Source organism: Mucilaginibacter sp. 320_HR, from assembly GCF_059691875.1.
The window spans coordinates 92,854-107,424 of sequence record NZ_JCAWAI010000006.1 but is presented as its reverse complement, the minus strand read 5'-3'; the positions used below and the strand labels follow the sequence as shown (position 1 = coordinate 107,424).

Genomic DNA, 14,571 nt, shown 5'->3' with positions numbered 1-14,571 from the left:
CCGGGCTTAAAGCCACTCACTTATTTTTTAGGGATAATATATAGGTACAATCGGGGAAATAAACATCAATTCTTGCCCTGTTTATGCTTTACATTTACTGTTGCCAACCAGCGACTGTATGATGCACAATTTTTTATCCCCATATTATTTCACCTGTAAACGGACATGCGTCCTGTTAAGCGTTGCACTGCTATTAAGCTTTAGCAACCAAGGCCATGCGCAGGATCCGTGGAAGAACCTGGAGAAAAGGCCATCTACCCTAAACCTGGACAAAGGGCAGCTAACTTTTAATACCTCTAAGTTCCGTTTAAAGCTGGTAAAAGCGTCTCAGACCGTAGCCGCTCTGGAACCTGTTGGTGAAAAGGATTTCGATTATACCCCGTCCGGGCGCCTTAAGCAACGTAGCAGCAATGGCATGTACCATCTGGGTGATATAAATCTGCGCCTTAAGGCAGAAGGAGATACCGTGTGGACAAGATATTCAACCGCTGCCAACCGGGCGGATGTGTTGCTGATTGCAAAAAAAGATCCTAAGACTATTGCCGCAGCAGACCTCTCACCTACCCTGCCAGTCAATATCCCCGTGAATATTAAACGCTATTGGGACGTCGTAAATGGCAATATCATGCTACGGTTTGTACTTACAAATACGGGCAAGCAGAACGTGGAAATCGGCGCACTGGGTATGCCCATGATATTCAACAATATTTTACAGGGTGAAGAACTGGAACAGGCGCACGCTAAAAACGTGTTTTACGATCCTTATATTGGTAAAGATGCCGGCTACCTGCAGGTTACCCGATTAAGCGGGAACGGGCCGGTGTTGCTGGTTACCCCTTTGGGTAAGTCGCCATTTGAGGCTTATAACCCCTTGCTGGATGACCCTACACCGAAGGGGATAGATTTTGAAGGTTTCCATGAGTGGATGGTGTTCAGCAAAGCTTATGCGGAAAACGAGTGGAAAGCTGCCGAGCAATGGAACAAGCCGACCTCGGTGATATTAAAGCCAGGGCAAAGCCGCGAATATGGCGTGCAGTTCACGCTGTCCCCCTCGATAAAGGCGATTGAACAAACTTTAGCTGCAAACAATCGGCCGGTTGCTGTAGGTATACCGGGGTACGTGCTTCCGCAAAATACGGAGGCAAAGCTGTTTTTAAATTACGTTAAAAAAGTAAAGTCGATGCAGGTAGAACCTGCAGGTGCATTAGCAGTCACACCTAACACGGCCGCAAATGCAGCGTACCAGGCCTACTTAATTAGTGGCAAGCAATGGGGACGGGCAAGGCTAACCATTACCTATATCGATGGGCTAAGCCAAACCATCAACTACAAAGTAATAAAGCCTGAAGCCGAGCTGGTGAAAGATTACGGACACTTTTTAACAACCAAGCAGTGGTTTGATAAAAAGGACGATCTTTTTGGCCGGGTGCCGTCGGCTATTACTTACGACTATGATAAAAAGCAACAGGTGGCACAGGACAGCAGGGTGTGGATAGCAGGCCTAAGCGATGAAGGCGGCGCAGGCAGCTGGCTGGGCGCTATGATGAAACAATTGGTACAGCCCGACAAAACCGAGATAGACAAACTACAGGAGTTTGTAAATAAAACCTTGTTTGGCAACATACAGCATGCGGACGGTCCGCAAAAATACGGAGTTAAGAAAAGCGTGTTCTACTATCAGCCGGACTCGTTACCGAAAGGAACTTACAGCGACAGCCTGAATTGGAAAACCTGGGCAGCATGGAGCCATAAAGATGCTAATGATGTAGGCCGGTCGTACAATTACCCGCATGTTACGGCGGCACATTGGGTTATGTACCGCCTGGCCCGAAACCACACCAACCTGGTTACGCAGCAGAATTGGCAATGGTACCTTAATAATTCCTACGAAACTGCGATGGCCATGGTAAAACAGGCGCCCTATTATGCTCAGTTCGGCCAAATGGAAGGAACGATTTTCTATTTATTGCTGATGGACCTGAAAGCAGAGAAGTGGGATGATAAGGCAGCGTTGCTTGAAAAGGAGATGCGTGCCCGCGCAGACCATTGGCATACTTTAAAGTATCCTTTCGGCAGCGAAATGCCATGGGATTCTACCGGGCAGGAAGAGGTTTACTTATGGTCGCAATACTTCGGGTTTGACGATAAGGCGCAGGTGACCATTAACGCCATACTGGGGTACATGCCTACCTTGCCGCATTGGGGATACAACGGCTCGGCCCGCCGCTACTGGGATTTTTTATACGGGGGAAAGCTATCGCGTATAGAGCGGCAACTGCATCATTACGGCTCGGGTCTGAACGCTATACCGGTGTTAAGCGACTATCGCAAACACCCGGATAATCTGTACCTGCTGCGTGTTGGCTATGGCGGACTAATGGGGTCAATATCTAACATTACACAAGATGGTTTTGGCCCGGCAGCGTTCCACTCCTTTCCGTCTACACTAAAGATTGACGGGCTGTCGGGAGATTACGGACCAAACTTCTTTGGCTACGCGGTAAACTCGGCAACGTACATCACTAACGATAACAACCTGGGTTGGCTGGCTTTTGGCGGTAACCTAAAGAAGGAGGGCGGCATGATCGTTACGGAAATTACCACTGCTTCGGCCCAGCGCGTGTTTATAGCACCGCTTACGCTTTGGCTCACGCTGGACGCGGGCACCTTTAAGGCCGTAAGCTTTAACCCGGCAACCGGCAAAGTTTCGCTAACGCTTAACGCTGCCGATGTATATACACCCAAAGGCTACCTGCGCATACACCAGGATGCAAAAGGCAAGCGATACAAGTTAAACAATGCTACAGAACGCGCCGCGTATGTGATACCGTTAAAAAAGACGGTTACTACGGTGAACCTGTTATAGGCTCTCGCGATTTTCTTTGGCCAAACTGACTCACCCCGACATCGCTATCGCTCCTCAACCCTCTCTACACTGCGCGCAAAGAGGGTTGAGGAATATGAGTATAAAGAAAGTAGACGCTCTACTAGTCTATTCCGTCTGATTTAAGCTTATTCAACAACTCATCGAGATCCACCTCTGCAAAAGCGGTAGAAGAATCGGATACGCCGTAAGGAACAATCAGCTTATCGTTATGGATAATAGCACCGCAAGAGTATAAAACGTTGGGCACATAACCTTCGCGCTCGTCGCTATTAGGGATCAATAAAGGCTCTTTCAAACGACCTATCTCCACACCCGGATCATCCAGTTTAAGCAAACTGGCACCCAGCACATAGCGGCGCATAGGGCCCACACCATGGGTAATTACCAACCAACCGTCCTTGGTCTCAATCGGCGATCCGCAATTACCTATCTGTACAAACTCCCAGGTAAACTTTGGCTGCTGCAGCAGTACAGGCTTTTCCCAGATGTTGATCTTGTCGGAATACATGATGTAATTGTTGCAACCATCTATACGCGAGATCATCACGTACTTGCCGTTCACCTTACGCGGGAACAGCGCCAGGTTTTTGTTTTGCGCACCTGCACCATAAAGCGGCATTATTTTAAAGTTGTAGAAATCGGTAGTCTGTAACAACTTTGGCATTATTAGCGCGCCGTCGTAAGCAGTATAGGTGGCATAGTAAACAGAAGCGCCGTCGTCATCCACAAACTGCACAAAGCGGGCATCTTCTATACCTTTACGCTCGTACTCAGATATTGGGAAAATAACGCGGTCGGAAATGTCGGTATCGAGAGAGAATACAATCTCGTAATAAGAGTCGGCCAACCAAAGCACCTTATCATATTCCAGCCTTTTCATATCATTCTCCTGCAGCTTTTGCGAATCGAGAATGATACGGCGCAGGTTTGAATATTCGAAATGGTGGTCGAGCTTGCCTTCCAGCTCTTTTATTATATCGATGTCGATACGGGTGATAGCTGCCTTATCAAAAAATAGTTTTTTGTTATATACCGCGTTACGCACAATTTCGGCCTCGTCTATATAGCTACCAGCAGGTTGTACCGTAATGTTATTAAACTTATCAATCATCGCCCTACGGAAGGTAATGGACGATATGTGGCCCTCGCCTACGGCCCTGAAGCTGATAATCACACGGCGTTGCCCGTCTTCTAATTCGGTTTGGTCAGGGTCTTCTATAATGGACGGATTAAAGAACGCGGCAGATTCTATAGAGTACTCATGGGTAAAATAAGAACCGATGAGCAGTTTACGGTTCACAGAAAGTGTGTCGAAATCGATACCCAACTCTTCAAACAGAGGCTTTAACTTACTGCAATGCCTGTTTAAAACACGTGTAATGTTACGATGGCGCTTAGAGTACTCCTGCAATAATGGCGATACAATACCGAATGCAACCTCTTCTGTAATACTCATTACCCTTTGCAAAACCTCTTTGGCCCGGTCGTTACCGTTAAAAAAGAACCTTGCTATTACTCGCTTCGGATCCGGATTTACTCGTACTGGTTTTCGTTCAATGGAAAGTCTCATTCGGCAAAAAAAGTTTATTTGATAACACCTGCTCTTCTAAATTGATTTGAGCAATTTACAATACTTGCAACAGCTCAAAGCAATGTGCAATAATCAGGCAAATTTTAACATTTAAGTATAAATAGCAAATAAAAGTGTTTAAACTTTTATTGGCAGCGCAGTGTTACAACATGCGGTTACGTTTTATCAGGTAGGTTTTCAGGATGTGCGTGTAATCATCTTCAATATCAGCATCTACAATATCAATATGGTATTGTGCACATTTAAGCTGCAACTGGTGGCGGTATTCCTGTAATTGCGCCTTATAGCTGTCGCGTATATTATTAGGATGAACCCGCACTTCTTCGCCGGTTTCTATGTCCACGAAGTGATGCGGACGATTGTCAAATTCAAAGTCAACTTCGCGTTTGCGGCTGGTTACGTTGAAAATAACTACCTCGTGCTTTTTGTATTTAAGATGCTGAATGGCGGCAAACAGATCCTGCATTTTCTTAGGATCCAGGCTATTCTCGAGCATATCGCTAAACAAGATCACCATTGATCGCTGGTGGATCTCTCCCGCAAGATGGTGCAGTACTTTAGCTATGCCTGTTTGTGCGTTCTTTCGCGGTTCGTTAAAGGCACGCTCCAGTTGCGCGTACAGGTAAAACAGGTGCGCCGATGTAGAGCGCGCAGGGCTCATCCAATCCATCTGATCTGAGAACAAACACAAACCAAATGCATCCCGCTGCTTTTTAAACAAATACATCAGCGAGGCAATGGCATACACCGAAAATTGCAGCTTGCTCAAACCCTCTTCAGGGTAGTTCATGGATGATGAGGTATCCAACAGCAGGTAGCAGCGCAGATTGGTCTCTTCTTCAAACTGCTTTACAAAAAGCTTATCGGTGCGGGCCAGCAGTTTCCAGTCAATGTTCTTTACAGACTCGCCGCTATTGTACAAGCGGTGCTCGGCAAATTCAACAGAAAAACCATGAAAAGGGCTCTGGTGTAACCCGGTGATGAATCCTTCAACCACTTGCCGGGCAAGCAGCTCGAGGTTGGCCAGCTGGCGTAGTTCCTGGTTGGTGTTTAACTGGGGCATATGCCAAGGTAGTAAATTTGTTATTATGCTAACGTCAGCGTACCAACCTTATTTCCCGGTTACAACCTGGTGTAAAAAGCAAGTTGAATAACATGGTTAAGTGTATAACTTGTAGCTGCCTTGGTATATTGGTTAAGGTAACCAACTTCTGTGTCAAACTTTTTGCTGAAGCGGTATCCAAATGCACCGTAAGCACGGTTTTGGTCAAAGAAATGGGTATTTACCTTGTCCTTGTTCTGCACGTTAAAAAATATTTCGTCCTGCAAGGCAAAGAACGGCCCCTCGGTAAAGGTGGGTGTACTTTTAAAAGGTATTACAGCACGGGCAAAGTACCTCAGGCGTTGCGAGAAGAAGCTATCATTCCTGTCAACCCCTCCTACCGATGTATTGCCCAAAAAGCGTTGCTCCAACCGAAAACGGTGCTGTAGCATGGCACCTTTACCCAGCTTTTGATTAATGATGAACTGTTCGAATATGCGGCTTTCGGGGCGAAAGGTTTCAACATCGCCGCTACGGCCATTGGCGGTCACGTAAGCATAGCCCAAGGCACCTATTTTGTTGCTGCTAAAATAGTAGTTCACAGCCGGGCGCAACAGGATGTTTCGCAGGTAATCGTATTGATCTGCAGAACGGAACTGCCCATCAAACGACATGCCCCACTTATCTGAAAACTTTTGAGTATGGAATATGGCCCCCCAGCCGGTGAATTGGTTGTCCTGCGCTAATAACTTTACAGGCAATAAAACAATAATAAGCAGCAAAAGCCTGATGACCTTTTTGTTCATAAATGATTGATAAATGTGTTAGAAAATGTACTGCTGCACGAGTGGGGGGCACACGTTAGAGCGGCAGGACGGTCAAATTTATCAATTTTATAATGGTCAGTCCTTAAATTTCGCAATTTTCTTACGACCAAGATCATAAGAAAGCCTGAACGCTTCCTGATTGCTGCCGCTGCTTTGTAGTGTTTGATGGAAACTGGCTATAAACTGACCCTTTAATCCTTTGTAAAGAAATGGCGTATAAATAAGGTCGATACGGTTGTAGGTCTTAAATTGATAGTACGCGTCGCCGTAGGTGATGTTGTGGCCCTGGCCTTTGTAAAACTCGTCATATAGTGCAAAGCGCTTGTAGCTGAGGTACACATTAGCAACAAAGCCTTTTGGCTTTTTAAAGCCGCTTACATTACGCTCTCTTTCGAAAGACATCATACCGCCTGCTTCTACCGTCAGAGAGTCGAACACGGTTTTGTGGCTCAAATCAGCCCCAAGCTTTATTTGCAAAGCACCATTATCGCGTATGTGATCATTGGGAATATCAATCGCCGGCCCGGCATCATGCAGTATAAATAGATAATGTGCAATGTAAAATGGGCCCAAAGCCTGGTACTTACCGGACAGGCCGAAGAGGAACTGTTCCCTATCTGTATCTGTTTGGCGGCTTACCCAGTCTATCCACAGGTTCTCACGAAAGTTATCGGTATGGTAGCTGGTGTACAAGCCTTCTATATTTGGGCGAAAGTACCGCAGCGTATCATTCAGCATTGATCTTGGGTAATCCGTTAGCAAACCTTCCCTCGGGAACTCCCCACCGTTAAAGAACCAGTTCTTACCGTTGTGCTCGTAATAAGCTACCGGATCTACATGCAAAAAGTAGGGTTTACCACCAAACTCATGCAGGCCGTTAGCACCTACCACAAAGCGGTTTGCGCTATCCAGATTCAACCCCAAGTCAAGTGCAAGGCGCGTACCCGAGTAGGTACGGGAACGTTTTAAAAACTCTTTATACTCGCGGTTGTCAAAAAACACCGATCCGTTAAAATGAACGTCCAATGTTTGCGCTATGCCGCTGCGGCTTATTACAATAGTAAGTATTAGTAAAAGGTATATCTTTTTAGCCATAGTAAATGGGTTATTCTACATTAAAAGTCAATAGCGGGCTATTCTTAGCCCCTCTAAACGGTTCCGTCCGTAAAGAAAAGAACAGTGCGTACTTTCCATTTTGCACAGGCGCCTTAATTGTCATGCGGTAGTTTACGCTTGCTCCTTTTTTTATGATAATGCTTTTAAAGCTTAACGGCGCTTGCTGCACGTCTACAATATCCATCCGTCCTTTAAAGAAGCAGGCCTCCAGAAAAGCCGGGTGTGTATAGCCACTGTCGGCAAAGCTAACATCAAAAGGATATGGGTTAGTTAGCGTAAGGTCAAATTGTAAAGATTGACCCGGGTGCGCGGTAATCTTCTTCTTATGAGGTTCTATAGCAATTTTCTGGTAAGTGCGGGCATCATTTACCCAGCCACCGTACCAATCGCCACCCTCGCTCTTGATAGTGTCTGTTGAAACACCCGCCAGCGGATCGCTTAAAAGCAGATAAACACGCTGGTGCTGCAGGCTATCTTCCATTGGCCAAATGTCGAACATTGTGCGGCCGTAGTAACGCGAGTCGTAGGCAAACCCTTTGAAAGTACGGTTGTAGAAATCATACTTAGATGGGTTTTGAAACCCATCATCCATTATCATGTAGGCGTTGCCGGCTTTCTTATGCACTGCTTTAGCCCAGTCTTTAAAACCATAATAAGTTTGCAGTACCTGTATTTGCTTTAAGTAAGGAAGTCCTAACATTAAGGATATGCGTAAGACGAGAATAAGAATGATATTAATGACCGACAAGCTAACGAACCAGCGAGGAAAACCATTGGCTTTCTGCAAGTGAATGAGCGCTAAAACTAGTAGCGGGATAAAGCCAATCAAGGTATAATGCGGCTGCACGTTGGCATAAAAGGTATTTACAAGAAAAAAGCCAAAAACTCCTATTAAATTGAACTTTAGGGTGCGGGTAAATTGATCAGTGATACGGGCAGAAGCGCTTTGGTAAAATAGGTACCAGCTGCTTACTATACCGCCAAGTAAAAGCTGCCCTGCTATAAACACCAACGAGACTTCAAGCTTGTAGGACTTCTCGGTAGCACGCTCAAATAATTGATAGTTTACTGCCGGGAAGTCCCGGTGAGCCTGCCATATTATGTGTGGTATAAAGCAAAGCAATCCCACTACAATGGCCAGGTAAAACGTACGGCGGATAAACAACTTGGGGTTTGAAATAACCGTAAACCCCATTAGCAATACGCCGTGATACTTACTGTAAAGCAGGCATGCAGCAATAACACCAATAATAAGTGCTGTCAGCCAGCTATCCTTTTCGAGATACTTTTGATAAGCATAGTAGAATAACACGGCGAAAAAGAACAATGGATTATCCGGCGTTGTAGTGAAGGCATACACGTGTATAACCAAAATGCCAGATACCAGCAACATGAACCACTTTGCACTTACTGAATACCTTTTTACGATAAGCCAGAGCAGGTAAATGGCCAGCCCGTTGGTTAATACAGCAACCAGCCGGGTGCCAAACTCGTTGTGAAAAAAAGTGTCGCCTATTTTGATGAAGAGCGCCATCATGGGCGGGTGGTAAAAATATCCCCAGTCCAGCTTTTGCGCGTAAAGCCAGTAATAGGCTTCATCCGGGTGCAATTCTATTGTGCCCGCCTGCAGTAGGTTGAATGCCGTCCAGCACAGGATAAAATACCATACAGGTTTGTCGGACCGGTTATTATTAATAATGGTACTTGTCATTTAACGTGCTATGGCGCAAAGGTAAAATAAAAGGTGCAAGCACAACTGTATGTTACATTAACAATATTTTAAGGACCGCACTCCTAAATCAGCCAAAAAGTTGAATATTTGGAGCATGATAGAAAAACAGATTGATATTATGAGGCAGCCCCGCCTCAAGATAATTGAGACGCTAAGTACCTTCACCATAAAGCAGTTGAATACCATACCTGCCGGCTTTAGTAATAACATCATCTGGAACCTTGGGCACATGGTTGCTGCCCAGCAGGGCGTATGCTACAAACGCGCCGGCCTGCCGCTATGGATAGACGAGCCGTTTGTCAACACATATAAACCGGAAAGTAAACCTGAACGTTTTTACACAGAAGAAGATTTGGAGAAAATAAAAGGTTTACTGCTAACCAGCCTGCATCAATTAGAACGCGATTATAAGAATGGCATATTTACCAACTACCCTGCCTGGACAACCCGCTACGGTGTAGAAATATCCAGTATTGATGATGCAGTAGCCTTTCTACCCTTTCATGAAGGATTGCACATTGGTTACATAATGGCTATGAGGAAATTGGTGTAGACCTCCAAAGTCTTTTGTATCAAGTTCAACTTGATTTTGCCAAAGTGTCCATTGCATTGGAAAGCTTTCACTGAAACATTGAGAACCCTAAAATTGAAAGTATAAAAAAAGCCCGGATAAACCGGGCTTCGTTATTTGGATAGACTTCTTTACACGCCTAATAGTAACCTCGTAGGGTCTTCCAGTAACTGTTTAACTCTTACCAGGAAACTAACCGACTCACGACCATCGATGATGCGGTGATCATAAGATAATGCCAGGTACATCATCGGGCGGATAACTACTTGTCCGTTTACCGCAACAGGGCGCTCGATAATATTGTGCATACCTAATATAGCAGACTGCGGCGAGTTGATGATAGGCGTAGACATCATGGAACCGAATACACCACCGTTGGTGATAGTGAAGGTACCACCGCTCATTTCTTCGATGGTCAGCTTGCTTTCGCGAGCCTTTCCTGCAAGTACCACAATGGCTTTCTCAATCTCAGCAAGGCTCATGCTCTCCGCATTGCGAATTACCGGAACCACCAAGCCTTTAGGCGCAGATACAGCGATAGAGATATCAGCAAAATTGCTGTATACAATTTCTTCGCCTTCTATACGGGCGTTTACTGCGGGCCATTCTTTCAGGGCTTCAGTAACCGCCTTGGTGAAGAACGACATAAAGCCAAGGCCAACACCATGCTTTTCTTTAAACTTATCTTTGTATTTGCTGCGCACCTCCATTATCGGCGACATATCCACTTCGTTAAAAGTGGTTAGCATGGCGGTCTCATTCTTAACAGCAACCAAACGTTTTGCTACCGTTTTACGCAACGAGGACATTTTTTCGCGCTTATCTGTTCTGGAACCCGGCGCAGCAGGAGCAGCCGGCGCTGTTGCAGCCGCAGTTGGCTTAGCAGCCGGTGCGGCAGCAGCAGCAGGTTTTTGTGCGCCAAGGGCGTCGCCTTTGGTAATGCGGCCATCAACACCGGTACCATTTACAGATGATGATTCTACACCTTTTTCGGCCAATATTTTTGCAGCAGCAGGCGATGGGGTGCCAGATGCATAAGTAGCTTGTTTTGCTGATGCAGCACCTTGTGGCGATTCGCTGATGGCAGCTGCAACATCAGGCGTTACCTGGGTAGCAACTTTACCGCCAGAAACACCACCACCCTCTATGGTACAAACAACCGCGCCAATTGGCAGGGTGTCACCTTCGTTGGCTATGGTTTTTAACGTACCTGCCTTCTCTGCAGTAAGCTCAAAGGTTGCTTTATCTGACTCCAGTTCCGCAATGGCTTCGTCCATTTCTACACTGTCACCATCTTTCTTTATCCAGCGGGATAAAGTAACTTCAGTTATAGACTCGCCAACAGCTGGCACTTTTATCTCTAAAGTTGATGGACCTGAAGCAGGCGTACCGCTTTGGTCAGGCGCAGGAGCGTAGCCATTTGCAGGCACCTCCGGGCTAACCGCCGTTGCAGGTGCAACAGCTTCCGCAGGAGAAGCAGTTGTTTTTTCGGTAGCAGGAGCTGGTGCAGCAGCACCGGCACCACCTTCTTCTATACTTGCAACCACAGCGCCAATAGGTAATACATCGCCTTCGGCAGCCTTAGTGCTCAAAGTACCCGCCTTTTCGGCAGTAAGCTCGAAAGTAGCTTTATCTGATTCCAGCTCAGCTATCACTTCGTCCATTTCCACATGGTCGCCATCCTTTTTCTTCCAGGATGCCAGTGTTACTTCGGTTATGGATTCGCCTACCGGCGGAACTTTTATTTCTAAACTCATTTTGTAGTAGTTGTAGGTTTATTAGTGAGTAGTAAATGATAACAGGTGAGTAGTAAATAGCCTGGTGATTGGCAATTAGCAACTAATTTACTATTCGCCAATCACCATCTATTAATCAATCCGCTCCTGCGTTTGCCATCTTTTCAGTAGTCTTCTTTATAGTTTCTTTTACCGCTTTTCCGGCAGGTGCTTCAAAAGCTTTGGCTACAATATGCGTTTGCTGTGCTGCGTGCTGCTTGGCAAAGCCGGTAGCTGTACTCGCACCTTCCAGGCGGGATATTACCTGCAGGTTAAGGTGTGTATCGTTATGGAACTTACGGCAAATGTATGGCCATGCGCCCATGTTTTCCGGCTCTTCCTGCACCCAAATAAATTCGGTTGCTTTTTCGTAGCGGGCTTTCATTTTTAGTATCTGCTGTATAGGCGTTGGATACAATTGTTCAACACGGACTATAGCAACATCCTTACGTTTGTCAACCTGTTGTTTCTCAAGCAAGTCATAGTATATCTTACCGGTACAAAGCAGCACACGTTTAACCTTCTTAGCATCAACGTAGCTGTCATCTATCAGTTCGTAAAACTTACCGCTGGTAAAGTCGCTTATTGGTGATACGCATTTAGGACTACGCAACAAGCTCTTTGGTGTAAAAATAATAAGCGGCTTGCGGAAATCGCGGTGCATCTGTCTCCTTAATATATGGAAGAAGTTAGCTGGTGTGCTGCAATTAGCAACCTGTATGTTGTCATCTGCGCAAAGCTCTAAAAAGCGCTCTACACGTGCCGATGAGTGCTCCGGGCCTTGGCCTTCATAACCATGTGGCAGCAGCATTACCAAACCATTACCACGCTGCCATTTTGTTTCGGCACTGGCAATGTACTGGTCTACTATAATTTGTGCCCCGTTAAAGAAGTCGCCAAACTGTGCTTCCCAAATCGTAAGCGCATTGGGGTTAGCCAAAGCATAGCCATATTCAAAGCCAAGTACACCGTACTCGGACAGTAAAGAGTTATATATGCTCAGTTTAGCTTCTGTCTCGATAGTTGCCAGTGGGGTATATTCATTCTCAGAATCTGCAAGGGTAAGTACTGCGTGGCGGTGCGAGAAGGTGCCGCGTTTAACGTCCTCTCCACTTAACCTGACAGGGAACCCTTCTTTCAACAAGGTGCCGTAAGCAAGCAACTCGCCCATAGCCCAGTCAAACACTTTGGTAGTGTTTACCATAGCTCTGCGGTCTTCAAATAGCTTTTCTATTTTCTTGAAAAACTCTTTTCCCTCCGGCAGGGTGGTTAATTTGTTTCCTATTTCTGTTATGTCCTGTTCAGGTACAGATGTATCAATAGAACTTATTAGTTCTTTATGATTGGCAAGGTGCAGGCCTGTCCATGCACCTTCAAACATCGGGATGGTGTCTGTAAACCTATCTTCAGCTTTAGACTCATCCAGCATCTGTTGCAATTCGGCGCGGAAGGTTTTCTCCAGTTCTTTTGCGTAATTGGCATCTATGCTGCCTTCTTCAATCAGCTTTTTGTTGTAGATCAGCAATGGGTTAGGGTGCGCCTCTATAGCTTTATATAACACCGGCTGGGTGAACTTGGGTTCATCCGACTCGTTGTGTCCATAACGGCGATAACAAAGGATATCAATAAAAACATCCTCATTAAATACCTGGCGGTATTCCATTGCGAGGTTCACCACGTATGCAAGCGCTTCTACATCGTCACCGTTCACGTGGAAAACCGGCGAAAGTACGGTCTTAGCAACGTCGGTACAGTAAGTGCTCGAGCGTGCGTCTTTATAATTGGTAGTAAAACCAATTTGGTTGTTAATAACAAGGTGTATGGTGCCGCCGGTTTGGTAACCGTCAAGCTTTTCCATCTGAAGCACTTCGTAAACAATGCCCTGTCCTGCAACAGATGCATCGCCATGTATCAATATTGGCGCAATCTTTTTATTGTCGCCATTGTATTTGAAATCGATTTTTGCTCGCGTAATACCTTCTACAACAGGATCTACCGCTTCCAGGTGCGACGGGTTAGGGCAAAGGCTCAGGTGAACTTTCTTGCCATTCTTGGTCTCTACATCAGTAGAGTAACCCAGGTGATATTTAACGTCTCCACCAAAGGCCGATTCAGAGTCGTAGTTCTTCCCTTCAAATTCAGAGAACACCTCTTTGTAGGTTTTCTCCATAATATTGGTAAGCACGTTTAAACGGCCACGGTGCGCCATACCGATGATAAACTCCTCTATACCCAGTTCAGCTCCCTGATGAATTACAGAATCTAATGCGGGTATCAACGCCTCAGCACCTTCAAGAGAGAAACGTTTTTGACCCAGGAATTTGGTACCCAAGAAGTTTTCAAAAGTGACGGCCTCATTCAGCTTGGCCAGCATTGCCTTTTTCTCTTCAACCGAGAACTTTGGCGTATTGCGGCGGCTTTCCATGCGGTCTTCAAACCACTTTAATTTTATAGGATTGCGCAGGTAGCGGTATTCGGCACCAATGGTTTGGCAATAGGTATCTTCCAGCATCTGGCGGATATCGCGCAGTTTAGCAGGACCCATACCAACCTCATGCCCGGCGTTAAAAACAGTATCAAGATCCGCATCGCTCAGACCGAAGGTCTCCAGTTCTTTTCCTGGAAAATACTTGCGGCGTTCGCGTACAGGGTTTGTTTTGGTGAACAGGTGACCGCGGGTACGGTAACCATTTATCATGTTCATCACGTTTATTTCCTTCAGCAAGTTTTCGGGTGCTGCGGTTGCTGCTTTAGCACTGCCGGCAGGCTGTGATGCCTTACCGAAGTCAAAGCCTTCAAAAAATTTCTGCCAGCCGTAATCTACGGATTCAGGGTGTTGTTTGTAAGCTTCGTATAAAGAGTCGATGTAGGCTGCGTTTCCGCTATCTATATAATTGAGGCGATCCATGAGAAACCAATCTTGTAAAACGGCACAAAATTAAACATAATAGTACAATATGCCGAACATTATATGTTATAACTTTCGACTGCCGTTTAGGTTTAAAGTTATTTCAACGAAAATGACGTGAG

General features: G+C 45.8%; 9 protein-coding genes. 2 read left to right on the top strand and 7 right to left on the bottom strand.

The annotated features are described in order from the left end of the window. The first annotated feature begins 118 nt into the window (after nucleotides 1-118). Entirely contained in the window at nucleotides 119-2,866 is a 2,748-nt protein-coding gene (locus AC59GT_RS19245) for a DUF5695 domain-containing protein (RefSeq protein WP_497239162.1), read from the top strand. A gap of 121 nt (nucleotides 2,867-2,987) precedes the next feature. On the opposite strand, the gene AC59GT_RS19240 is transcribed toward AC59GT_RS19245, so the two are convergent. From AC59GT_RS19240 to AC59GT_RS19220, 5 genes are all read right to left on the bottom strand, one after another. Beyond that, nucleotides 2,988-4,457, bottom strand: a complete 1,470-nt coding sequence (locus AC59GT_RS19240) for a glycoside hydrolase family 130 protein (protein ID WP_497239161.1) — start codon at nucleotides 4,455-4,457, stop codon at nucleotides 2,988-2,990. Between the two features lie 163 nt (nucleotides 4,458-4,620). Then, nucleotides 4,621-5,541 carry a DUF58 domain-containing protein gene (locus tag AC59GT_RS19235; RefSeq protein ID WP_497239160.1) on the bottom strand — a complete coding sequence of 307 codons (921 nt, stop codon included), beginning with the start codon at nucleotides 5,539-5,541 and terminating at the stop codon, nucleotides 4,621-4,623. Between the two features lie 59 nt (nucleotides 5,542-5,600). Beyond that, nucleotides 5,601-6,326: a DUF2490 domain-containing protein gene (locus tag AC59GT_RS19230; RefSeq protein ID WP_497239159.1), complete on the bottom strand. Its 726-nt coding sequence runs from the start codon at nucleotides 6,324-6,326 to the stop codon at nucleotides 5,601-5,603. A gap of 96 nt (nucleotides 6,327-6,422) precedes the next feature. Next, nucleotides 6,423-7,442 carry a lipid A deacylase gene (locus AC59GT_RS19225; RefSeq protein WP_497239158.1) on the bottom strand — a complete coding sequence of 340 codons (1,020 nt, stop codon included), beginning with the start codon at nucleotides 7,440-7,442 and terminating at the stop codon, nucleotides 6,423-6,425. A gap of 10 nt (nucleotides 7,443-7,452) precedes the next feature. Further along, on the bottom strand, nucleotides 7,453-9,174 hold the full coding sequence (locus tag AC59GT_RS19220) for an ArnT family glycosyltransferase (RefSeq protein WP_497239157.1): 1,722 nt from the start codon (nucleotides 9,172-9,174) through the stop codon (nucleotides 7,453-7,455). 115 nt (nucleotides 9,175-9,289) lie between these two features. Here AC59GT_RS19220 and AC59GT_RS19215 point away from each other — a divergent pair, with 115 nt between their 5' ends. Then, on the top strand, nucleotides 9,290-9,748 hold the full coding sequence (locus tag AC59GT_RS19215; RefSeq protein ID WP_497239156.1) for a DinB family protein: 459 nt from the start codon (nucleotides 9,290-9,292) through the stop codon (nucleotides 9,746-9,748). 149 nt (nucleotides 9,749-9,897) lie between these two features. Here AC59GT_RS19215 and odhB read toward each other — a convergent pair whose 3' ends face one another. Together odhB and AC59GT_RS19205 are read right to left on the bottom strand one after the other, a co-directional pair. Beyond that, a complete protein-coding gene (gene odhB / locus AC59GT_RS19210) occupies nucleotides 9,898-11,523 on the bottom strand; it encodes a 2-oxoglutarate dehydrogenase complex dihydrolipoyllysine-residue succinyltransferase (RefSeq protein WP_497239155.1) in 1,626 nt (541 codons plus the stop codon). Between the two features lie 115 nt (nucleotides 11,524-11,638). Continuing rightward, entirely contained in the window at nucleotides 11,639-14,449 is a 2,811-nt protein-coding gene (locus AC59GT_RS19205; protein WP_497239154.1) for a 2-oxoglutarate dehydrogenase E1 component, read from the bottom strand. Nucleotides 14,450-14,571 lie beyond the last annotated feature (122 nt).